The 21031-nt window shown below is 67.8% G+C and carries 18 protein-coding genes; 13 read left to right on the top strand and 5 right to left on the bottom strand.

The genetic code is table 11. The features are described 5' to 3' along the window. Nucleotides 1-162 precede the first annotated feature (162 nt). The 9 genes from ABD259_RS20660 to ABD259_RS20700 all read left to right on the top strand — a co-directional run bounded on the left by ABD259_RS20660 (nt 163) and on the right by ABD259_RS20700 (nt 12331). Nucleotides 163-630, top strand: coding sequence for an FHA domain-containing protein FhaB/FipA (locus ABD259_RS20660; RefSeq protein WP_344107912.1), 468 nt, complete (start codon nt 163-165; stop codon nt 628-630). Next, nucleotides 627-2054 carry a Stp1/IreP family PP2C-type Ser/Thr phosphatase gene (locus tag ABD259_RS20665; protein ID WP_344107914.1) on the top strand — a complete coding sequence of 476 codons (1428 nt, stop codon included), beginning with the start codon at nt 627-629 and terminating at the stop codon, nt 2052-2054. Before ABD259_RS20660 ends, ABD259_RS20665 begins: the two co-directional genes overlap by 4 nt. Beyond that, nucleotides 2051-3451: an FtsW/RodA/SpoVE family cell cycle protein gene (locus tag ABD259_RS20670; RefSeq protein WP_344107916.1), complete on the top strand. Its 1401-nt coding sequence runs from the start codon at nt 2051-2053 to the stop codon at nt 3449-3451. Before ABD259_RS20665 ends, ABD259_RS20670 begins: the two co-directional genes overlap by 4 nt. Further along, on the top strand, nt 3448-4887 hold the full coding sequence (locus tag ABD259_RS20675; protein WP_344107918.1) for a peptidoglycan D,D-transpeptidase FtsI family protein: 1440 nt from the start codon (nt 3448-3450) through the stop codon (nt 4885-4887). The genes ABD259_RS20670 and ABD259_RS20675 overlap by 4 nt, the downstream gene beginning before the upstream one ends. Further along, on the top strand, nt 4884-6494 hold the full coding sequence (locus ABD259_RS20680; protein WP_344164656.1) for a serine/threonine-protein kinase: 1611 nt from the start codon (nt 4884-4886) through the stop codon (nt 6492-6494). Before ABD259_RS20675 ends, ABD259_RS20680 begins: the two co-directional genes overlap by 4 nt. Before the next feature lie 397 nt (nt 6495-6891). Then, nucleotides 6892-8241 (top strand): FtsW/RodA/SpoVE family cell cycle protein, encoded by a 1350-nt coding sequence (locus ABD259_RS20685; RefSeq protein ID WP_344164755.1) that lies wholly within the window; start codon nt 6892-6894, stop codon nt 8239-8241. Further along, nucleotides 8238-9683, top strand: a complete 1446-nt coding sequence (locus ABD259_RS20690; RefSeq protein ID WP_344164659.1) for a peptidoglycan D,D-transpeptidase FtsI family protein — start codon at nt 8238-8240, stop codon at nt 9681-9683. The genes ABD259_RS20685 and ABD259_RS20690 overlap by 4 nt, the downstream gene beginning before the upstream one ends. 399 nt (nt 9684-10082) lie before the next feature. Continuing rightward, nucleotides 10083-11927, top strand: coding sequence for a Stk1 family PASTA domain-containing Ser/Thr kinase (gene pknB / locus ABD259_RS20695; RefSeq protein WP_344164662.1), 1845 nt, complete (start codon nt 10083-10085; stop codon nt 11925-11927). Between the two features lie 149 nt (nt 11928-12076). Further along, nucleotides 12077-12331 carry a cell division protein CrgA gene (locus tag ABD259_RS20700; protein WP_344164665.1) on the top strand — a complete coding sequence of 85 codons (255 nt, stop codon included), beginning with the start codon at nt 12077-12079 and terminating at the stop codon, nt 12329-12331. 245 nt (nt 12332-12576) lie between these two features. Here the strand turns inward: ABD259_RS20700 and ABD259_RS20705 are convergent, their stop codons facing one another. Together ABD259_RS20705 and ABD259_RS20710 are read right to left on the bottom strand one after the other, a co-directional pair. Then, on the bottom strand, nt 12577-13452 hold the full coding sequence (locus ABD259_RS20705; protein ID WP_344164668.1) for a rhomboid family intramembrane serine protease: 876 nt from the start codon (nt 13450-13452) through the stop codon (nt 12577-12579). Nucleotides 13453-13462: 10 nt separating this feature from the next. Further along, the gene (locus ABD259_RS20710; protein WP_344107930.1) at nt 13463-13990 is read right to left on the bottom strand and encodes a peptidylprolyl isomerase; all 528 of its coding nucleotides are present in this window, start codon (nt 13988-13990) and stop codon (nt 13463-13465) included. 314 nt (nt 13991-14304) lie between these two features. Between ABD259_RS20710 and ABD259_RS20715 the strand changes: the two genes are divergently transcribed. Next, a complete protein-coding gene (locus tag ABD259_RS20715) occupies nt 14305-14895 on the top strand; it encodes a hypothetical protein (protein ID WP_344164671.1) in 591 nt (196 codons plus the stop codon). A gap of 115 nt (nt 14896-15010) precedes the next feature. On the opposite strand, the gene ABD259_RS20720 is transcribed toward ABD259_RS20715, so the two are convergent. Then, nucleotides 15011-15586, bottom strand: coding sequence for a DUF1707 and DUF4870 domain-containing protein (locus tag ABD259_RS20720; protein WP_344164674.1), 576 nt, complete (start codon nt 15584-15586; stop codon nt 15011-15013). Between the two features lie 298 nt (nt 15587-15884). Then, nucleotides 15885-16151: a GntR family transcriptional regulator gene (locus tag ABD259_RS20725; protein ID WP_344164677.1), complete on the bottom strand. Its 267-nt coding sequence runs from the start codon at nt 16149-16151 to the stop codon at nt 15885-15887. Between the two features lie 159 nt (nt 16152-16310). On the opposite strand from ABD259_RS20725, the gene ABD259_RS20730 reads away from it, so the two are divergent. Together ABD259_RS20730 and ABD259_RS20735 are read left to right on the top strand one after the other, a co-directional pair. Beyond that, complete coding sequence (locus ABD259_RS20730; RefSeq protein ID WP_344164680.1) at nt 16311-16460, top strand: hypothetical protein; 150 nt, start codon at nt 16311-16313, stop codon at nt 16458-16460. Next, nucleotides 16457-16681: a hypothetical protein gene (locus ABD259_RS20735; RefSeq protein ID WP_344164683.1), complete on the top strand. Its 225-nt coding sequence runs from the start codon at nt 16457-16459 to the stop codon at nt 16679-16681. Before ABD259_RS20730 ends, ABD259_RS20735 begins: the two co-directional genes overlap by 4 nt. Nucleotides 16682-16982: 301 nt before the next feature. Here ABD259_RS20735 and ABD259_RS20740 read toward each other — a convergent pair whose 3' ends face one another. Next, nucleotides 16983-18653: a TIGR04141 family sporadically distributed protein gene (locus ABD259_RS20740; RefSeq protein WP_344164686.1), complete on the bottom strand. Its 1671-nt coding sequence runs from the start codon at nt 18651-18653 to the stop codon at nt 16983-16985. Between the two features lie 264 nt (nt 18654-18917). On the opposite strand from ABD259_RS20740, the gene ABD259_RS20745 reads away from it, so the two are divergent. Then, entirely contained in the window at nt 18918-20993 is a 2076-nt protein-coding gene (locus ABD259_RS20745; protein WP_344164689.1) for an N-6 DNA methylase, read from the top strand. The last annotated feature ends 38 nt before the right edge of the window (nt 20994-21031 follow it).

The following is a 21031-nucleotide window of genomic DNA, read 5'->3' on the forward strand; positions in this document are numbered from 1 at the left end:
CGCGGGACATGACGCGGCGCGGCCGGGCAGAATGGCGGCAGGCAGTGGGATCGCCAGGGCAAACGACACGGTCCCACGGGTTGGACGCCGAGAAGACGCGGTGGCGGCCGCAGATGACCGCCATCCCCAGCCGGAGCACGACAGGGGCCGAAGAGCAGTTCAATGTCCGAATTGACCCTCATGCTGATCAAGATCCTGTTCCTCGGGGTGCTGTGGCTGTTCGTGATCATGGCTGTCGGCGTGATCCGCACCGACCTGTTCGGCCCCTCGAAGTCCAAGGAGAAGCGTCCCAAGAAGAGCCCGCAGCGCAAACCCTCGCTGCCGCGCGGGCGGCGCAACGAGCCGCGCGCTCTCGTTGTCACCAAGGGCCCCCTCACCGGAACCACCCTCAACCTCACCTCCCAACCGATCACGATCGGCCGCGCGGGTGACTCCACCCTGGTCATCAACGATGACTACACGTCCGGTCGCCACGCGCGTATCTTCACCGAGAACGGCCGCTGGTTCGTCGAGGACCTCAACTCGACGAACGGCACCTTCGTCGGCCAGGAGCGCCTGACCCGTCCCCAGCCCATTACGGTGGGACAGCCCATCCGCATCGGCAAGACCGTCCTGGAACTGCGCAAATGACAATCGCTCTCCGCTACGCCGCGTACTCCGACGTGGGATGCCTTCGCGAAGGCAACGAGGACTCCGCCTACGCCGGCCCCTACATCCTCGCGGTCGCCGACGGGATGGGCGGGCACGCGGGCGGTGAGATCGCGAGCTCGATCGCCATCTCGACGCTCATGGCGCTCGACGAAGACGTCCCTCCCACCGATGAAATGGCCTCCTCCCTCCAGCAGGCGGTCGACCTGGCCAACACCTCCCTGGCCCAGCGGGTCCGCGAGGAGCCCCGACTGGAGAACATGGGGACGACCCTCACCGCGATGCTGTGGTCCGGTGCGCGCGTCGCCATGATCCACGTCGGCGACTCCCGCGCCTACCTGCTGCGCGAGGGCGAGTTCGGGCAGATCACGCACGACCACACCCTGGTGCAGACACTCGTCGACGAGGGGAAGATCACCGAGGAGGAGGTCGCCACCCACCCCCAGCGGTCCCTCCTGCTGCGCGCGCTCGACGGCCGCAGCCAGGTCGACCCGGACATCTCCGTCAGCGAGGCCCGGGTGGGCGACCGCTACCTCCTGTGCTCCGACGGCCTGTCCGGCATCGTCAGCAAGGAGACGATCCACGAGACCCTGGCGGCGGAGACCAACCCCGACGCCGCTGCGCGGCGGCTGATCGACCTCGCCAACCGCGGCGGTGGTCCCGACAACATCACGTGCGTCGTGGCCGATGTCATCGACACCGCCACCGACCCCCGCGGCCCCACACAGGAGCCGATGATCGTCGGCGCCGCCGACCAGCGGCGCGAGCCCATCATGACGCCCGACACACCCGCCGGGCGCGCCCAGGGCCTCAACAACAGCCGCGGCAGCGACACCGCCGAGATGACGCGGCCACCGGAGTTCGACGCGACCGACGACGACCCCGGCCCCGAGCCGCGCACCCGCCGGTGGTGGCCGATGGTCGTCCCGTTCGTGGTGATCGCCGCCCTGGTGGCGGGGGGCGGGTACTACTTCGGCACCAACTACATCAACTCCCAGTACTTCATCGGCCCCTCCGCTGACGACAAGAGCGTCGCCATATTCCAGGGCATCAACACCGACATCGCCGGTTACAGCCTGGCCGAGGAAATCGAGGACACCAAGGTCCCCCTCGACCAGCTCCCGGAGAACGAGCGCAACGCGGTCAACAACACCATCCCCATGGACGACCGCAAAGCCGCCGACGCGCGGGTCGAGGAGCTGCGCGGCAAGGCGGAGAACTGCGAGCGCGACCCGGAGTCCTGCGGAATGCCGACCAAGAAGGACGCGTCCGCGGGCGGCACGTCCAAGGGCGACAAGGCCACGGACTCTGCCGACGACGCAGAGGACGGGGCCGACGACACACCGCGCCTCCCCGAAACCACCCCCGGGGAGAGCGGTGCGCCCACCCGCGGGGGGACGGAATGAGTGAACCGCAGACCGCGCTGCCGCCGGTGAAACGGCGCAACGCGGAACTGGTGATGACGCTGTTCGCCATCGCCATCACCCTCTTCGCGATGATCGAGGCGGGCCTCACCCGCAACGGCGAGATGCCGCCCGACCTCTTCCTCTACGCGGGGCTCTTCGGCGGGCTGGCGCTGCTGGCCCACGTGTTCATCCGCTTCTTCGCCCCCTGGTCCGACCCGCTGCTGCTGCCGCTGGCCGTCCTGCTCAACGGCCTGGGCATCGCCATGCTCTGGCGGCTGTTCGAGGCCACCGGCGACACCGACAAGGGCAGCGCCATGAGCCAGCTGGTGCTCACGGCGCTCAGCATGGCCGTGTTCGCGGGCATCATCTTCTTCCTGAAGGAGCCGCGCACGCTGCAGCGCTACCCCTACATCATGGGGCTGAGCGCGATCATCCTCCTGCTGCTCCCGCTGGTCCCGGGCCTGGGCCAGACCATCAACGGCGCCCGGCAGTGGATCTACCTCGGCTTCACCTCGCTGCAGCCCTCGGAGTTCGCCAAGCTCGCCCTGGTCGTCTTCCTGTCCGGCTACATGGTGAGCAAGCGCGACGTGCTCTCCCTGGCCAGCAAGGAGATCAAGATCGGCCCGCTGAAGGTGCTCGACCTCCCGCGGATGCGCGACCTGGCGCCCCTCGCGGCCATGTGGGGGTTCTGCATCATCGTGATGGTCGGGGTGATGAACGACCTGGGCACGTCGCTGCTGCTGTTCGGCACCTTCCTCGCGATGATCTACGTGGCGACCCACCGCTCGTCGTGGATCCTGCTCGGCCTTGTGCCGTTCGTCGCCGCCTGCTTCGCGCTGTACCCGCTGGTGCACCACTTCAGCGTCCGTGTGGACACCTGGCTGCACCCGTTCGCGGACGGCATCATCGACGGCCCCCTCGGCGCCAACAGCCAGCAGCTGGTCCGCGGCCTGTTCGCCATGGCCGAGGGCGGGCTGTTCGGATCCGGCCTGGGCGGCGGCAAGCCCGGGTTCGTCCCCGAGGTGCAAAACGACTTCATCTTCTCCGCCTTCGGCGAGGAGCTGGGCCTGGCCGGCATCATGGTGATGCTGATGGCGCTCGCGCTGCTGGTGGAGCGCGGCATGCGGATCGCGCTGGCGTCCAAGGAGATCTTCATCAAGATGCTCGCCTCGGGCATCGCCTTCCTGATGGCGTTCCAGACCTTCGTCGTCATCGGCGGTGTCACGCGGGTCATCCCGATGACCGGTGCCACCATCCCGTTCGTCGCCAAAGGCGGTTCCGCGCTGCTGTCGAGCTGGATCATGCTCGCCCTGCTGATGCGGATGAGCAACAACGCCCGCAAACCGGCGCCCCAGGCCATCCAGGACGAAGGCATGACACAGGTGATCTCGCGATGAACACACCGATCCGCCGCCTCGCCGTCTTCGCGCTGGCTCTGTTCGGCGTGCTGCTGCTCAACGTCACGTGGATCCAGGTGTTCCAGGCCGAGGCGCTGCGCACCAACCCCCACAACAACCGGCAGTACGCCGACCGGTTGACGGAGCCGCGCGGATCGATCGTCATCGGCAACGAGGAGGTCGCCAAGTCCGACCCGGTGGGCGGCGACAGCGACAAACTCCAGCGCGCCTACCCCGAGGGGCCGCTGTACGCCCACGTGGTCGGCACGTTCTCCACCAGCGGCGCCACCGGCATCGAGGAGACGCAGAACGCCCTGCTCACCGGTGACGACGACCGGCTCGCCGTACGGAACTTCATCGACACCCTCACCGGCGAGGAGAAGCAGGGCGCCAGTGTCGAGCTGACCATCAACCCCAAGGTGCAGCAGGCCGCGCTGGACGGGCTGAGCGCGCTCGGCAAGAACGGCGCCGCGGTCGCGCTCGACCCGAAGACCGGCGCCATCCTCGCCTCGGTCAGCGTCCCCACGTTCGACCCCAACGAGGTGACCAGCGTCACCGACGCCGAGGGCTCGCTGGAGAAGTGGCAGAAGCTGCAGGACGACGAGAACAAGCCGCTGCTCAACCGGGCGTTCAACGAGCGCTACCCGCCGGGCTCCACCTTCAAGGTGATCACGGCGGCCGCCGCGCTGGAGGACGGGGCGACGCCGGAGTCCACCATGGACGCCCCCGCATCGCTGGACCTCGGCGCGCCGCTGCCCAACGCGTGGAACGGGCCGTGCAACGGCGGTTCCCCCGACTCGCTGGCGCACTCCATCGAGCGGTCCTGCAACACCTCGATGGCCAACTGGGCGATCAAGGTGGGCGGGCAGAAGCTGTCCGACCAGGCGACGGCGTTCGGCTTCAACAGCGGTGAGATCAAGACGCCCCTCAGCGTCACCCCGAGCCTCGCGCCGGCCGAGACCGACCGCAACACCCTCGGCCGTGCCGGGATCGGCCAGGCCAACAACGAGGCGACCCCGCTGCAGATGGCCATGGTCGCCTCGGGTATCGCCAACGACGGCGACGTCATGAAGCCCTACCTGGTGAAGTCGGTCAAGGACGCCGACCTGTCCGTCGTCGAGTCGGCGCAACAGGAGAGACTCTCCACCGCCGTCAGCGCCCAGACCGCGGAGAACCTGACCCAGATGATGGTCCTCGTCACCGAGGGACCGGACGCCTCGGGTCGCGGCGGTGCCATTCCGGGCGTCAAGGTGGCCGGCAAGACCGGTACCGCCGAAATCGGCGACGGGTCCACACACAACTGGTTCATCTCCTTCGCGCCCGCTGACGATCCGCAGATAGCGGTGGCGGTCGTGGTGGAGCGCGGCAACGTCAGCGGCGGCAAGCTCGCCGCTCCCATCGCGAAGAAGATGATGGAGGCGGTGATCAACGAGTGAGCGACAACGGAGCGGACTCCCCGGGACCCTCCGGATCCAGCGATCTCCAGGACCTCATCCTCAACGGGCGCTACCGGCTCGACGAGCAGATCGGGTCGGGCGGCATGGGCGCCGTGTGGCGGGCGACCGACAGCCTGCTCAACCGCTCGGTCGCGGTAAAACTGCTGCACCCGGCGCAAATGGCGGAGCCCACCGCCCGGGAGCGGTTCCGCACCGAGGGCCGGATCACGGCGGGACTGTCCCACCCGGGCATCGCCCAGGTGTACGACTACGGTGAGCAGGACGACCGGGCCTTCATCGTCATGGAGCTGGTCCCCGGCGAGCCGCTGTCCTCCATCCTCAAGCGCAACGAGGGCCTGGAGCCCGGCGACACCCTGGACATCATCAGCCAGTCCGCCGCGGCGCTGGCCGCCGCGCACGTGCGCGGGGTGATCCACCGCGACATCAAGCCGGGCAACCTGCTGGTGACCGAGGACGGAACGGTCAAGCTGACCGACTTCGGCATCGCCCGAGGCAACGAGTCGGTGACCCTCACCCAGACCGGCATGGTCATGGGGACCGCCCAGTACATCTCCCCTGAGCAGGCGTCCGGGCGTCCCGCGACGTGCGCGTCCGACATCTACGCGCTCGGCGTGGTGGCCTACGAGTGCCTGGCCGGGCGGCCCCCGTTCACCTCGGACACCCCGCTGGCGCTGGCGCTGGCGCACACCCGCGAACCTCCGCCGCCGCTCCCGGACGACGTACCGGAGCAGCTGCGCGCGTTCGTCTTCGAGCTGCTGGAGAAAGACCCGGCGAACCGGCCGGGATCGGCGGGCGAGGTCGCCCAAAGCGCCCAGATGCTGCGCGGTGGGATCGGCTCGGACCAGGGCGGCGCGACAACCGCGATGAACATCGCCGATGCCGGGCAGACCGCTGTGTTCGACGCGAACGGCGCGGTGTCACCGCGGGCTTCGGGTGCCGTTCCCGCGGTGTCCCGTACCGGCAGTTACCCGGCCGCGGGAGGCGCGTCCGCCGGTGGCGGCGACGACAGCGTGGGTCCGCTCCCGCCCTCGGGCGGTCGGCGAATCGGGCGGCGCGGGCGCCCCAGCACACCGGTCGTCATCGCCGCGGTGGTCGCCGCGGTGATCGTGGTCGTGGGCGTGGCCATCGCTGGAAGCCTGTGGAACAACCAGGCGGTCGAGGGCCAACCCGTGGGTGAGCAGGGCCTGAGCCCGTCCACGGAGTCCAGCCCATCCCCGTCCCAGGAGAAGTCGCCTCCCCCGGTGGTCGAGCACCAGCCGGAGCAGGACAGCAACCCCGGCGGTTACCAGGAGCCCGAGCGCGACTCCGGTGGCCACTCCCAGACGCCCGGCTCCGAGGAGAGCATGAGCCCGGGCACCGGAAGCTCGCCCGACCCGGGCCATCCGGATGACGGCGGGGGGTCGGACAGCGACGACGGGAACACCGAACCCGGCGATGGCGGCGGCACCGGAGACGGCGGAGGCAACAGCGACCCCGGAACCGGGGGCGACAGCGGCACCGGAGACGGCGGAGGCGACAGCGGAGGCGGATCCGACAGCGGAAGCGGCGGCAGTTCCGGGGTCGGCGACGCCGGTGGGGCGCTCTGAGGACTCGCGGTACACGCCCCCTGCGGTGATCATGGCAGGCGTCCCAGCGCAGCGCACAGAACCAAGGACGTCCGCCATGGTCGCCGCGGACGTCCTCGATTCTCTCCGTCTTCATGCCATGGCCGCCGCGGGGGAGCGCGGGGAAGTGTCGCGATCAGGACACGATTCACCGCACCCGCCTCAGGGGACGCCCCCGTTGTCGGGGGCGGCAGGTCCACAGGCTTAGAACGCGCCGGGTGAGGATACATAGACCCCTGTAAGCGGATCTCGGCATGGCCGAACGGCCACGAGTCGGCCGGAGCGGGCATCCCGGTCGGCGCAAGCCCTCGCGGAGGCCGTTGTGGCTGAAGCTCCCACCGCACTCCCACCGGTCAAACGACGCAACGCCGAACTGGTGATGACGCTGTTCGCCATCGCCATCACCCTCTTCGCGATGATCGAGGCGGGCCTCACCCGCAACGGCGAGATGCCGCCCGACCTCTTCTTCCTCTACGCGGGGCTCTTCGGCGGGCTGGCGCTGCTGGCCCACGTGTTCATCCGCTTCTTCGCCCCCTGGTCCGACCCGCTGCTGCTGCCGCTGGCCGTCCTGCTCAACGGCCTGGGCATCGCCATGCTCTGGCGGCTGTTCGAGGCCACCGGCGACACAGAGCGGGGCAGCGCGTCGAACCAGCTGGTGCTCACCGCGCTCAGCATGGCGGTCTTCGCCGGGGTCGTGTTCTTTCTGAAGGACCCCCGGAAGCTGCAGCGCTACCCCTACATCATGGCGGTGGGGGCGATCCTGCTGCTCCTGCTCCCGCTGCTTCCCGATCCCATCGGCAGGACCGTCAACGGCGCCCGGCAGTGGCTGAACGTCGGCTTCACCGCCCTGCAGCCCTCAGAATTCGCCAAGATCGCGCTGATTATCTTCCTGTCCGGGTACATGGTGGCGAAGCGGGATGCGCTGTCCCTGGTCAACCGGCAGGTCAAGGTGGGGCCGGTGAAGATCCTCGGTCTGCCCCGCCTGCGGGACACCGCTCCTATGGCGTTCATGTGGGGCTTCTGCATCATCGTGCTGGTCGGCCTCATGAACGACCTGGGCACGGCGCTGCTGCTGTTCGGCACGTTCCTGGCGATGGTGTACGTGGCGACACAGCGGGCATCGTGGCTCGTCCTCGGCCTGGTGCCCTTCTTCGCCGCCTGCTACCTGCTCTACTTCGTCGTCTCGCACTTCGCCGTCCGGGTCGACACGTGGCTGCATCCGTTCGCGCCCGGCATCATCGACGGCCCCATCGGCGCCAACAGCGAGCAGCTGGTCCGCGGCCTGTTCGCGATGGCCCAGGGAGGTGTGCTGGGCACAGGGCTGGGCGGCGGGCAGCCGGGGTTCGTTCCCGAGGTGCAGAACGACTTCATCTTCTCCGCCTTCGGTGAGGAGCTCGGCCTCACGGGGGTCATGACGATGCTGCTGGTCCTGGCGCTGCTGGTGGAGCGGGGGCTGCGGACCGCTCTGGCGTCCCAGGAACTGTTCGTCAAGATGTGCGCCTCGGGCCTGTCCTTCCTCCTCGGGTTCCAGACGTTCGTCGTCATCGGCGGTGTCACCCGGGTCATCCCACTGACCGGCGCGACCATCCCGTTCGTGGCCAAAGGCGGATCGGCGCTGCTGTCGAGCTGGATCATCCTCGCCCTGCTGGTGCGAATGAGCAACAACGCCCGCAAACCGGCCCCGCGGGCCATTCAGGACGAGGGTGCGACCCAGGTGATCTCGCGATGAACCAGTCCATCCGCCGACTGTCGGCATTCGTCATGGCGCTGTTCGTCGTGCTTCTGCTCAACGTCACCTGGATCCAGGGGTTCCAGGCCGAGGAGCTTCGGGAGAACCCGCACAACACGCGGCGCTACCTCGACCGGCTGCGGGAGCCGCGCGGGCCGATCGTCATCGGGGAGACGAGGGTCGCCTTCTCCACCCCCTTCGAGGCCGGCAACACCGTGCAGTACCAGCGCGAATACCCCGAGGGGACGCTGTACGCGCACGTCGTGGGCACCTTCCGGACGACCGGAGAGTCCGGGATCGAGGCGAGCGAGAACGAGCTGCTCAACGGCACCGACGACCGCCTCGCCGTGCGGAACTTCATCGACATCCTCACGGGCGAGCAGCGCACCGGCGCGACCGTCGAGATGACCATCGACCCCCGCGCGCAGCGGGCCGCCCGGGACGGTCTGGCACAGGTGGGGCGCAACGGGGCGGCCGTCGCGCTGGACCCGTCGACCGGCGCCGTGCTGGCCGCGTACTCCGCGCCGACCTTCGACCCCGCCGAGGTGACCAGCGTGACCGAGGCGGAGGCAGCGGCGGCGCGCTGGGAGGAGCTGTCGGAGGCGGAGAGCCAACCGCTGCTCAACCGGGCGTTCAACGAAACCTACCCGCCCGGTTCGGTCTTCAAGGTCGTCACCGCCGCCGCGGCACTGGAAAACGGGGCCACCCCCGAGTCCACACAACCGGCCCCGGCCGTTCTCGACCTCCCCCAGGGCGGGACCCTGCCCAACGCGTTCAGCGGCCCGTGCAACGGAGGTTCCCCGGACACGTTGGCGCACTCCATCGAGATCTCGTGCAACACCTCGATGGCCAACTGGGCGCTGACGCTCGGTGAGGACAAGATGCGCGAGCAGGCCGAGCGGTTCGGCTTCGGCCGGGAGGGGCTGGAGATCCCGTCTCCAGTCGCGGAGAGCGTCTACCCCGAGGGGATGGGCGGCAGCAGCCTCGCCCAGACCGGCATCGGCCAGTTCGACGTGCGGGCCACCCCCCTGCAGATGGCGATGGTCGCCGCGGGCGTCGCCAACGGCGGCGACGTCATGAAGCCCTACCTCGTGGACCGGGTCACCGACGCCGACCTGGAGACCATCGTCCGGACGGCCCCGCGCAAGTACAGCGACGCGGTGAGTTCGCGGACCGCCGAGCAGCTGACGCGGATGATGGTCGCCGTCACCGAGGGAGCCGAAGGGTCCGGGCGCAGCGGCGCCATCCCGGGAATCGAAGTCGCGGGCAAGACCGGGACCGCCGAGAACGCCGGCCCGACGCACAACTGGTTCATCTCCTTCGCCCCGGCCGACGATCCCGAGATCGCGGTGGCGGTCCTGGTCGAGAACGGCGGCGGCAGCGGGGGAACGCTGGCCGCGCCCATCGCCAAGTCGATCATGGAGGCAGTGCTGGCCGGTTAGCGCTTGCTCATCGGTTAGTCCCTGCCGATGGGCTGATGCTTGCAGACCGGCTAGCACGGATCAGGGGAGAACGGCCAGGCGGCTCGAACGGACACCCGGGTGGACGCGGGGGCAATCCGCCTGGACGGCTACGTTAAGCCAGGTGATCCCCGAGGCGTTAGGTGCACTCCGATAGGCTGACCGTCGGAGAACTACACTCCGGTACCGATCGGCGGGATTCGGGTGCCATCGGACGCGGCGAACATCCAGGATGGTACAGCGCATGACTCGCGCCGCCATGAGGTCCGCGGACGCGGGTCCGGCTGTGCAAGACGAGTGGTAAGGCACCAGGCACGAGAACTCACCAGGTGACGGCGGACCACCACCGCCACCGCGGAGATACGAGGAACACTTCACGACATGTCCCAGCCACGGCTACTCGGCGGCCGCTACGAACTCGACGGCGTCATCGGGCGTGGTGGCATGGCCGAGGTCTATCGCGCCCGCGATCTGCGTCTGGACCGCATGGTGGCCGTCAAGACACTCCGCCATGACATGGCCCGCGACCACACATTCCAGGCGAGGTTCCGGCGCGAGGCGCAGTCCGCCGCGTCGTTGAACCACCCCTCGATCATCGCCGTGTACGACACCGGCGAGGACATGGTCGACGGCGTCTCCATCCCCTTCATCGTCATGGAGTACGTCGACGGGCGCACGCTCAAGGAGCTGCTCGATGACGACCGGCGTCTGCTACCCGAGCGCTGCGCCGAGATCGCCGACGGCATCCTGCGCGCGCTGGAGTACAGCCACCGCAACGGCATCGTGCACCGCGACATCAAGCCGGCCAACGTCATGCTGACCAGGCAGGCCGAGGTCAAGGTGATGGACTTCGGCATCGCGCGGTCGATGGACGACAACCAGGCCACGATGACCCAGACGTCGCAGGTCATCGGAACGGCCCAGTACCTCTCCCCCGAGCAGGCCCGCGGTGAGCGCGTGGACGCCCGCAGCGACCTCTACTCGACCGGGTGTGTGCTCTACGAGCTGCTCACCGGCCATCCCCCGTTCACCGGCGACTCCCCCGTCTCCATCGCCTACCAGCACGTTCGCGAGGAGCCCGTACCCCCGACGGAGCTCGACCCCGAAATCCCCGGATGGCTTGAGGACATCACGCTGCGCGCCATGGCCAAGGACCGCGACGAGCGGTACCAGAGCGCCGAGGAGATGCGCCAGGACATCCAGCGGGGGATGCAGGGCATGCCGACCACCGCCGCGGCCATGGCGGCGGCCGGAGCGACGACCGCGATGGACCCGGTCGACGACCGCCGTGACGACCGCTACGACGATGACGACGACTACGGCTACGACGACGAGCGCCGGGGCAACGGCAAGAAGGCGGCGCTGTGGGTGACGCTCGCGCTCGCCGTCATCGCCGCGATCGGCGTGCTGCTCTGGATGCTCGCCCAGGATCCGGCGGAGACCTCCGAGATCCCGGACGTCGCAAACTTGTCGCAGTCCGAGGCGGAGCAGAAACTCAACCAGGCGGGCTTCTCGGACATCACGACCGAGGAGGAGAACGACGACGAGATCGAGAAGGGGAACGCGATCCGCACCGATCCGGCGGCCGGCAGGCAGGCCACCCCGGACACCAAGATCACGCTGTACATCTCCAAGGGACCCGGGTCGGTGAAGGTCCCCGATGTGACGGGGCTGCCGCTGACCGAGGCCACCGCGAAGCTCCAGAACGAGGGCTTCAAGATCGGTCAGCAGCAGAACGAACCCTCGTCCTCGGTCTCCAAGGGGAACGTGACCCGGACCTCGCCCCAAGGCGGGGCCTCGGCCGACCCCGGCAGCAAGATCGACCTGTGGATCTCCAGCGGTCCGGAGAAGGTGAAGGTCCCCGACCTGAGCGGGATGACCAAGGACCAGGCGGAGTCGGCTCTGAAGGAGCGCAACCTCAGCGGGTCGTTCACCGAGGAGGAGAGCGATGAGCCCGAGGGCAAGGTGATCCGCCAGGATCCGGCGAGCGGCACCGAGGTCGATCCCAACAGCACGGTCAACGTCGTGATCGCCAAGAAGAAGCCCGACGAGCCGAGCGATTCCCCCTCCCCGCCCAACGGTGACGGGGACGGCGGCGATGGCAATGGCGACGAGGAGCCTGGCTTCCCGCCCTTCGGCGACGGCGACCAAAGCGGCGACGGCGACCAAAGCGGCGAGGACCAGGGCGCTCCCTGGTGGCAGTACCCCTTCCGCAGCCGTGAGTAGCCCCGGCTGAGGGCCCCATCCGACCAGTTTCGGCACGGCCGCGACGGGCGGCGGTCGGCGGACCTGCGGGACGTCGACCGCTGCTGAGGGCGTAGACTGGGGTACTCTTCAGGCATAAGTTCCGGCCGATTCGTTTTGGAGCAGCGACCGTGCCCAAGTCCCGCAACGATCGCAAGAAGAAGGCCGTCTACACGCCACCGCCGTCGGCGACGAAGCCAAAGGTCAGCCCGCGGTGGCTGGTGCCGACCATGCTCGGGTTCGGCATTGTCGGCATCTTGTGGATCGCGGTGTACTACATCGCCGGAACGATGGTGCCCGTCATGCAGGACCTGGGGAACTGGAACCTGGCCATCGGGTTCGGCGGAATCATCATTTGCGTCATCTTGTCCACACGCTGGCACTGACGGCTGCTTTCCTAGGTTTTCCCTGGTCAGACGGGTTAATTAGGACATTCACAACAACCGGTGAGCGCTGTATCCACAGAGTTATCCACAGCCTGTGGGGAGTTGCGTGCTGCGCACCAAAAGTTGACCCCGCGTGTCTTCGCGGGAGCACGACGTGAGGGCCCGGGAGAACGATGATCGTCCTCCCGGGCCCTCACGTTTCGTGTGACATGCGGGTCGACGCTCGGTCAGCCCATCAGGAACACTCAGCCCACCCAGAAAACAGTGCCGCCGTAGGCGAGCGCCGCCAGCACCAGGGCGCACGCGCCGGTCGCCACGGCGTGTACCGCCGTCCGGTGCTTCCCCAGCCCCTGTTCCCCCGACCCCCGCGGCAGGTAGGCGTAGACCGCCGCCAGGGCGAGTCCGGTCACCAGTCCGCCGATGTGTCCGGTCCAGGAGATGTTCGGGACCAGGAACGTGATCAGCAGGTTGACCGCGAGCAGGACGACGATGGCGCGCGTGTCCAGCCCGAGCCGCCGACCGATCACGAACACCGCGCCGAACAGGCCGAAGATCGCGCCCGACGCACCGACCGCGAGCTGGGTCGGCTCGACCAGCAGAGTGAGCACCGACCCGCCAATGGCGCTGAGCAACCACAGGGACAGATAGCGGACGTGGCCGAGCCACGACTCCAACTGCTGGCCGATGAGATACAGGGCGAAACCGTTGAACAGCAGGTGCATCGTCCCGCCGTGCAGGAAGGCGGCGGTGATAAGGCGGTACCACTCACCCCGCGCCATGACGGCCCCGCCGTGCATCCCGAAGTCGACCGTCAGTTGCGGGTTGGCCGTCTGCGCCACGAACGCGACGACGATGAGGGCCAGCAGCGCCCACGTCACATACGGGCCCTGCACGACCTTCCCGCCGAACGCGGTGCGCGCCTGGCGCACCGACTTCTGTCCCTCGGCGACGCACTGCACGCAGTGGAAGCCGACGGCGGCGTCGCGCATGCAGTCCGGGCAGATGGGCCGCTCACACCGGGTGCAGCGGACGTAGGTCTCCCGGTCCGGATGCCGAAAGCAGGTGGGGACGGTGTTCTCCCCTGGTCCAGATCCGGACCGGGGAGTCGGGGGGAGGCTCATACGGCCGGTCCTAGCCCCGCTCGATCTCGACCGACGTGATCACGACGTCCTCCAGCGGACGGTCCTGCGGGTTGGTCGCCACCTTGGAGATAGCCTCCACGACGTCGCCGCCCTCGACGACCTCGCCGAAGATCGTGTGCTTGTTGTTGAGCCAGTCGGGCGTGCCGACGGTGATGAAGAACTGCGAGCCGTTGGTGTTGGGCCCGGCGTTCGCCATCGCCAGCAGGTGCGGGCGGTCGAACTTCAGACCGGAGCCGAACTCGTCTTTGAACGTGTAGCCGGGGCCGCCGCGGCCGTTCCCCAGCGGGTCGCCGCCCTGGATCATGAACTTGTCGATGACCCGGTGGAAGATCGTGCCGTCGTACAGCTTGGCGGTGGAGGGCTTGCCCGTGGTGGGGTCCATCCACTGCTTCGTGCCCTCGGCGAGACCGACGAAGTTCTCGACCGTCTCGGGCGACTCCTCGGCGAAGAGCCGGACGACGATCGTTCCCTTGGTGGTGTTCAGCCGTGCGTGGAGTCGGCCATTGACTTCGGACACCTGGGTGCCTTTCCGTTGCGATTACGTGCGGTCCCACGTTACCCGGCGTCGTCACGCGCGGGCCGCCTCCCCGGCGCGATCGGTCGCGCCGGGCGGTTCCGCCCGCTGTGGCGTGGGAGCGGATCGGGGTGAGCGCGGCGTCGCGTGTCGAATCGTCGTTTCGCGGACGGAGTGGACGTATGTTGAGATACCAGGGGAGATAACACAGGGATAACGGCCGCACCCGAGCCATCCGCGCAGGTCCACAAGAGGCATAGGACCCGGCACGAACGGGCAGGGGGCTACCCACATCCGTAAACGCATGGGAGGTCATTGTGCGCAACAAGCTCAAGCGTCGCGGGGGAAACGCCGAGGCCGAAGCGGCCTTGCTCCGTCTCCAGGAAGTCGCCCGCGAGCAGGCCGAACGGCTCGGGCCCTACGCCGACGAGGCCAGGGAGAGGGCCGGTCGGCGCCTGGTGAAGGCCCGCGGCTGGACGGCACCGCGCCTGGAGACCGCGGCCCACCGCGTTGAGGACACCGTCGCTCCCCGCGTCGCCGACCTGCTCACCACAGCGGCCGCACGCGTGGAGCCGAACAGGGCGCGACGCGGCCTCATCACCGCTCGGAAGAACACCCGACGAGTCCCGCGCTTCGTCATCTTCGCCGGTGTCGCCACGCTGGGCGCGGCGGCGGTGTACGGCGTGCTCAAGCTGCGCCAGGCGTCGCAGGACGCCGAGTGGCAGGAGAACCTCGACCAGGCCCGCGAGCAGGTGCGCGAGACCCGCGACCAGCTCGTCGGCAAGGCGCAGGGAGCCAAGGAGAAGGTCACCAAGGCCGCCTCGGAGATGAAGGAGGAGGCCGAAGGGAAGGCGCAGGAAGCGAAGGATGAGGCGGCCCAGGAACTGAACGGCCGCGTCAAGAAGTGACGGCGGCCACCGGTCCGGTGATCAGCGCCCTCGCGCCGACCCCGCGGCCGGTGGCCCTACGGGGACGCGGCCACGGGGTCCGGTGGCCGCGTGGGAATCCGGGTGCGGGGCCGTGTCACTCCCGGACCGGCCGCCAGGTGAACGGGTACTTCCAGCGCCCGCCTGCCAGCCCGACGAAGCCGGCGATGACCGGCATGAAGATCCACCCGAGGAGCATCGGGATCCAGACAAGGACCGGGATGATCAACCAGCTCAGGCCGAGCAGCACGATCGACCCGATCAGGAAGGTCAGCTGGTAGTTCAGCGCTTCGACGGCGTGCCGCCGCACGAAGGGTGAGGTGTTGCCGTTAGCGAGCAACACGAGGAGCGGCCCCAGAGGGAAAAGGAAGTACCCGGACACGTGCCCACCCAGCGCCCACAGCCGCTCGGACCCGTTCCGCGGCCCCTCGGGCGCGTCAGGGCGAGGTGGCGCGGTCGCCGCCCCTGTCCGTCGCGGCACGATGTCGCTGAGCAGCGGCTCCAGTTCGGCGGGGAACTTCGCCTTGATCGCGAGTCCGAGGCGCTCCTCGAACTCGTCCTCGTCCAGCTGCCCCTCGGCGTAGGCCTCCTTCAGCGTCTCGGCCGCGGCATCGCGGTCGGCATGCGTGAGGCGAATGGCGGGATCTTCCGGAGCCCGAAACCGATCGGGCATACCGCCACGCCCATCCTGGCCCGGTGCGGACATCGGATCATGCACTGCCACGCTCACTCCTCGCCGTTCGCCATGCATCAGAGCCCGGCTGGACAACGCCCCCGCCCTTACCCCTCCATGATGCGCCCGCGGAGCCAGACAAACCATGGGGGATCGCCCTGAGTGGACCCTGGTCCGCCAGAGGATACGCACCGACCAAGGTCGTACCGTGGCCGCTGCAGTGCGGAGCGATCGTGCCCGGGCTCCTGAACCCTCACAACAAACGGACCCGTGCCCTGTGTCGCTGCCGAAAGTCCGCCTATCGGTCTTCCGACGAGCGCTCCGCAACGAAAGTGCCGCGCTGTGGAACAACGAACAAGACACCCTCCTCCACCAACACTTTGATGGCACGCCGGACGGTTGTCCGCGCTGGTCCGTACTCCTGGACCAGACGCGCTTCCGAAGGAATCGCCCGGTTCGGCGCCCAATCGCCACGAGCGATCCGCGCACGCAGGATCTCCGCAAGCTGGCGGTACGGCGTCACCGGACCGTCGTAATCGATCTGGTCATCTGGGCCGAACTCCATGGTCACGACGCTAGAAGTGTCTCCACTAAGAGAATCTAAGAGATACGTCGCTGTACGTATCGCTACCAGATCGGCTATCGTAAAAGGACCAACAAAAGACAGACCCCGGCGAGTGGGCCAACACTCCCGGGGCGCGGCCGATCTACCAAGGAGATCGACATGCAGCAGCCTAGCTGTGTCCGAACCCGGTCCGCGAGCCGTGTCCGCCCCTACATCGCGGTCTTGGAACACCACCGCGCCATCGAGGCCCGCCGCTTCCGCGACTTCGCCGGAAGTATCGCCTCCCACTCCCCGGAGGCGTGGCGATGACCACCCCCATCACCCGGGTCATTCACGGCGACATCACCGTCACCCACGACCCTCGCCTCCCGCTCCTCCAACGGTTCACCGTTCGCGGTCGCGGCGGTCGCATCATCCGCCTGCGCGCCCCACGCGACGAAGCCCACCGCGCCCTGGTCCGCGAATGCGGCCTCACCCGCAACCAGTCCGCCCACCTCCTCAAAACGGCAGAAGAAGGTGCGGACCAATGACCGCCGCCAGCGACCCGCTGCTGCGGCTCCTACGCCAGCACTACGGGCACAGGTGGGCAATTCGACGGACCGACCGCCTGTGGATCGCCACCGCAAACGATCCTGACGCCAATCACGCCCCGACGGTCATCAGCGACGCGATCGAGGGCTTCGTCCGCGAACTGGAAGACCCACCCCCTCGTGTGGGATGCCGGTCCGGGCCACGTCCGTCATCCGCATAACACAGAAGCCCGCGCCCCCTCTGTCTCCCAGACAGGAGGTGGTGCGCGGGTCCTCACCTGCCACCATCGGGCAACTGGAATCAGGCAGCGATTGACGAGCCCTCGTCTTTCACGGCGGCGATGCCGACGACCTCCACCTTGACATTGGCGGCCTCCAGCATCCGCGCCGTCTGCACCAACGTGACTTGGGAAAACGGAAACAGCGTGTCGGCTGTGAGCTCGCTGCCGTTCTTCAACAAGATCGCGAAAACGACCTTCGAAAAGTGGAAGCCCTCGGGCAGGGCCTCTCCCTTCCGCGCCTCGGCCACTTTCGCGGCGAAGAGCTCCCTGGCCTCCGGCGAGAAATGCAGAGTCTGCACGGCAACGAGCCCCTGGTTGAAGAGGTGGCTCAGCGCGTCCGACCCTTTGGCACGCTTCACCATGACCAGCACGTTGTCCGGACTCAGCAGATCACAGATCTCCACGCCCTGGTGTCGGTGCAGGGCGGTCTTCACCTTGTCTCGGTCAAAGCAGATGTAGCCGGGTCGATGGTCGGGCACGGCCTCGTTGTACTGACGCTCGTTCATTCCGAGCGCCCACGGGGCCAGGTCGACAGACGGAGAGCTGGTGATCAGCCGTTCGACGCGCGAACGGAGCATGTTGAGGTATTCCTGGTCGATCTCGTACCACTGTCCATCCATCAGGAAGAACCGGCGGGAGCCGAGCGGTACTTCCGCCTCGATCCACCGGAGCACGTTGGACGACCAGATCACGTCGCCCTTCGCTGCGCGGCTGTGGCGGAAGAGCGTCACAGATCCGTTGCGGAGGGCAGTGACGCGGCGACCAATGCGCTGGACACGGGCTCGGTCGAGAACATAGGGAAGGCTGAAGTCGTCGGTGGGGGACCCGGCCACATCACTGTTGATGCGTACCCGAAAGGCGCGGGCCGCGGTGTAGTCGTCCCAGTGGTCGACGGGAACCGCCACCCTGATCCGGCCGTCGGGGGGCTGGCCAAGCATCTCGTCCAACACGGTCTCCAGCTGGGATCGCATGTCGGCGTCCTTGACGGGCACGACATGTTCGACGAACTCCAGCTCGGGGCTCGGGTTTTCCTCCCGCAGGACCCGGCCGATCTCGCGGATATCGGCAACCAGGTCCTCCGGCTCAATTCCGAGTCGCACGCACAGACCAACACCGCCCTCAGCACTGGAGACCTTCGCGGAGTTGTCTCGGGAGATCGTGAGAGCGATACCGTCCAGCTGGCCGCCAAGGCGCCGGACGACCTGGGCGTGTTCGGCGATGTCGAGACTCCACACCGACGCCCCGCCCGGCACGAGCATGATGTCAGTGCGCCCGCCGCCAGGCGTGTTGGACACCAAGTCCCGAATCTTGTCGGGATTGACGCGACGAGCCGCAAATCTCAGCCCGAACCGCTGATCCTTCAGGCGGTCGGGCACGAGGCGGAAGCCCTGGTCGAAACCGATGGCGTACACCTCGCCGTCCACCGCAAGCATCAGCAGCCCGGCCGAGCGGTTGACGGGGCGTGACACCTCGCAACCCGTCGTACGGAAGATCTCCTCGCACCAGGAGGCCACGGGCTGCTCGAAGCTGCCGTTGATAAAGATCGCCGGTACGTCGAGCCGGTCGGGAACGTCAAGTTGCGCGTCGATCTCCTCCAGCTGGTTCGGGTCGAGGGCGTCGAACATCGCCTCGACCGTCGGAGCGACGCCCATGAGCCGGTACAAGGTCCGCTTGGACGTGTTGGTTGCCATTGGTGTCACTTCCTCGATGAGTGCATCTGGGCGCGAAAGGCCCTGGGAAGGGGAAGACCCGCGAGGTGGCCGATGAAAGCACTTCCAGTAGAACGAGAACTGAAAACGTTGTCAAATAGCACTGTGGCATCGAATGGTGGTGTATGGTGTTAACATCCGGAGCGCACACCAACCGAACCCGGGCAGGAGTCGATGAGTCAGCAGGCCAGCACCCTTGTGACTGCAGCCGATATCGGACGCCTAGCAGGAGTCACGCGGGCCACCGTGAGCAACTGGCGCCGTCGGCACGCGGACTTCCCGGCCCCCGCGGGCGGCACGGACAGCCGTCCCATGTACGACCTCGGAGCCGTACGAGAGTGGCTCGCCGAGCGTGGTCAGCTCCCTGAGGAGTCCCCCAGGGACAGGCTGGGGATCGTGTTGCACTCAATGGGCAGCGGAAAGAGCCTCACCACCGCGTTCCTCTCCCTCCTCGCCGCCGGAAAGCTCGACCGGAAGCGGCTCATCACCCTCACCGAACGACCCGACGCTGAACTGCTGAGGTGGTCCGAGTCGGCAACGGAAGACGTGGCCGATGATCTGCCCGGTGTCAGCACAGGCGCGGTCCACTCGGAGTACCAGGCGGAGCCCCTTCGCGCCCTGTTGCAGGTGGTGGCCTCGGAAGGACCGGAAGCCGCAACCGAGGTCCTGGCCGAACGCCTGCTTGAACAGACCGGTGCCACCAGCGCGTATTCCACCCCGATTCCACTCGCCGTCCTCATGGCCGACCTGATGCGAGATGGATCCGACACCTACCCGGCGACCGTCCTCGACCCCGCCTCTGGCAATGGGAGCCTGCTCATCGCGGCATCCCGCGCCGGAGCGACGAAGCTATTCGGCCAAGACCTTCACAAGGTCCAGGCCGCGCAAAGCGTCGTCCGACTTCGGCTCACGTCATCGGACGCGGAAATCACCGTCCGGCAAGGGGACAGCCTGCGCGCCGACGCGTTCCCCGAGCTCACGGCTGACGCCGTGCTGTGCAATCCCCCGTACGGTGTCCGCGACTGGGGACACGACGAGTTGGCATACGACGAACGTTGGGCCTACGGGGTACCACCGAAGGGAGAACCCGAGCTCGCCTGGCTTCAGCACTGCCTTTCCCACCTCGTGCCCGGCGGTCAGGCCGTGCTTCTAATGCCGCCCGCAGTCGCGGAGCGGGCCGGGGCGCGACGGATTCGCTCTCAGCTCGTACGCGATGGCGCCCTCCGCGCAGTCATCGCGCTTCCCCAGGGCTCGGCGGTCCCCCTGCATGTGGGATTGCATCTCTGGGTTCTGCAACGTCCGGGGGGACACGGCCCCAGCTCCGAGACGGTGCTCTTCGTCGACGCGACAACCAAGACCGCGACGACCTCTGGGGAGGGAGTCGACTTGGAGAACCTGAGAGACACCGTGCTGTCTGCTTGGCAGCAGTACAGCACGGATCCCGACGGCTTCGAAGGTACGCCGGGTACCGCTCAGGCCCTTCCGCTCATCGATCTGATGGACGGCGTCGTGGACCTGACTCCGGCACGTCATGTCCGCGCAGTCACATCCGTCACTTCTCCCGCGCAATGTGCCCAAGACGTACACGACTCTCGAGCTCGGCTCCGCCAACGGGCGGATGAACTCTTCCGACTCATCAAGGTCGACGGCTGGTATCCGGCCGGGGAGCATCCCCGGGAGTGGCGTACTGCCACGGTCGCTGATCTACTGCGGGGCGGCGCCCTGGAAATGCCGACGTCTACCTCCACCCACAGCCGCCGCACACGTGCTGGGCACTCGGACCACCGGCCCCAACGGAAACGCCAGGGGCTGCCAGTACTGACCGTCGACGATGTCACGCACGACCGATCGCCGTCGGGTAGCGAGTCCAGTTTCGGCGATGGAGTCGCTTTGCCGCAGCTAGAGAAAGGCGACGTGCTGCTTCCGGAAATCGTCCGCAGTGGTACCCGTCAGGTTGCCCGCGTTGTCCGGTCTGATGAGGTGCGCGCTCTCCTCGGCCCTCAAATGCTGCTCTTCCGCCCGGATCAGACCCGCCTCGACCCGTGGTTCCTGGCCGGGTTCCTGTCAACGGAGCAGAACGTCAATGCCGCGACCACCGGCACCTCTATCGTCCGGATTGACCCGCGTCGGCTGCGCGTACCTCTTCTCCCCCTGGCTGAGCAGCAACGATACGGCGCAGCATTCCGTTATCTGCACGCCGTACGTTCCGCCACCCGCCGCGCAGCGGAAGCCGCTGAGGAGACCACGCTGATGATCAGCACCGGACTCACCACTGGTGCTGTGCTACCGCCTGATCGCGAAATGCCCAAAAACCTACCGTGATGTCGCCACGACAGACCACACTTGAGTCACCCCCAAGC

Source organism: Nocardiopsis rhodophaea (genome assembly GCF_039530945.1).
Classification (GTDB): domain Bacteria; phylum Actinomycetota; class Actinomycetes; order Streptosporangiales; family Streptosporangiaceae; genus Nocardiopsis_C; species Nocardiopsis_C rhodophaea.

What these genes read in the sequence shown, in the direction of transcription:
- ABD259_RS20665 (WP_344107914.1), top strand. Translation starts at nt 627, where the DNA reads ATGACAATCGCTCTCCGCTACGCCGCGTACTCCGACGTGGGATGCCTT.
- ABD259_RS20670 (WP_344107916.1), top strand. Translation starts at nt 2,051, where the DNA reads ATGAGTGAACCGCAGACCGCGCTGCCGCCGGTGAAACGGCGCAACGCG.
- ABD259_RS20660 (WP_344107912.1), top strand. Translation starts at nt 163, where the DNA reads ATGTCCGAATTGACCCTCATGCTGATCAAGATCCTGTTCCTCGGGGTG.
- ABD259_RS20740 (WP_344164686.1), bottom strand. Translation starts at nt 18,653, where the DNA reads ATGGCAACCAACACGTCCAAGCGGACCTTGTACCGGCTCATGGGCGTC.
- ABD259_RS20725 (WP_344164677.1), bottom strand. Translation starts at nt 16,151, where the DNA reads ATGGAGTTCGGCCCAGATGACCAGATCGATTACGACGGTCCGGTGACG.
- ABD259_RS20720 (WP_344164674.1), bottom strand. Translation starts at nt 15,586, where the DNA reads ATGCCCGATCGGTTTCGGGCTCCGGAAGATCCCGCCATTCGCCTCACG.
- ABD259_RS20730 (WP_344164680.1), top strand. Translation starts at nt 16,311, where the DNA reads ATGCAGCAGCCTAGCTGTGTCCGAACCCGGTCCGCGAGCCGTGTCCGC.
- pknB (WP_344164662.1), top strand. Translation starts at nt 10,083, where the DNA reads ATGTCCCAGCCACGGCTACTCGGCGGCCGCTACGAACTCGACGGCGTC.
- ABD259_RS20735 (WP_344164683.1), top strand. Translation starts at nt 16,457, where the DNA reads ATGACCACCCCCATCACCCGGGTCATTCACGGCGACATCACCGTCACC.
- ABD259_RS20685 (WP_344164755.1), top strand. Translation starts at nt 6,892, where the DNA reads ATGACGCTGTTCGCCATCGCCATCACCCTCTTCGCGATGATCGAGGCG.
- ABD259_RS20690 (WP_344164659.1), top strand. Translation starts at nt 8,238, where the DNA reads ATGAACCAGTCCATCCGCCGACTGTCGGCATTCGTCATGGCGCTGTTC.
- ABD259_RS20705 (WP_344164668.1), bottom strand. Translation starts at nt 13,452, where the DNA reads ATGAGCCTCCCCCCGACTCCCCGGTCCGGATCTGGACCAGGGGAGAAC.
- ABD259_RS20675 (WP_344107918.1), top strand. Translation starts at nt 3,448, where the DNA reads ATGAACACACCGATCCGCCGCCTCGCCGTCTTCGCGCTGGCTCTGTTC.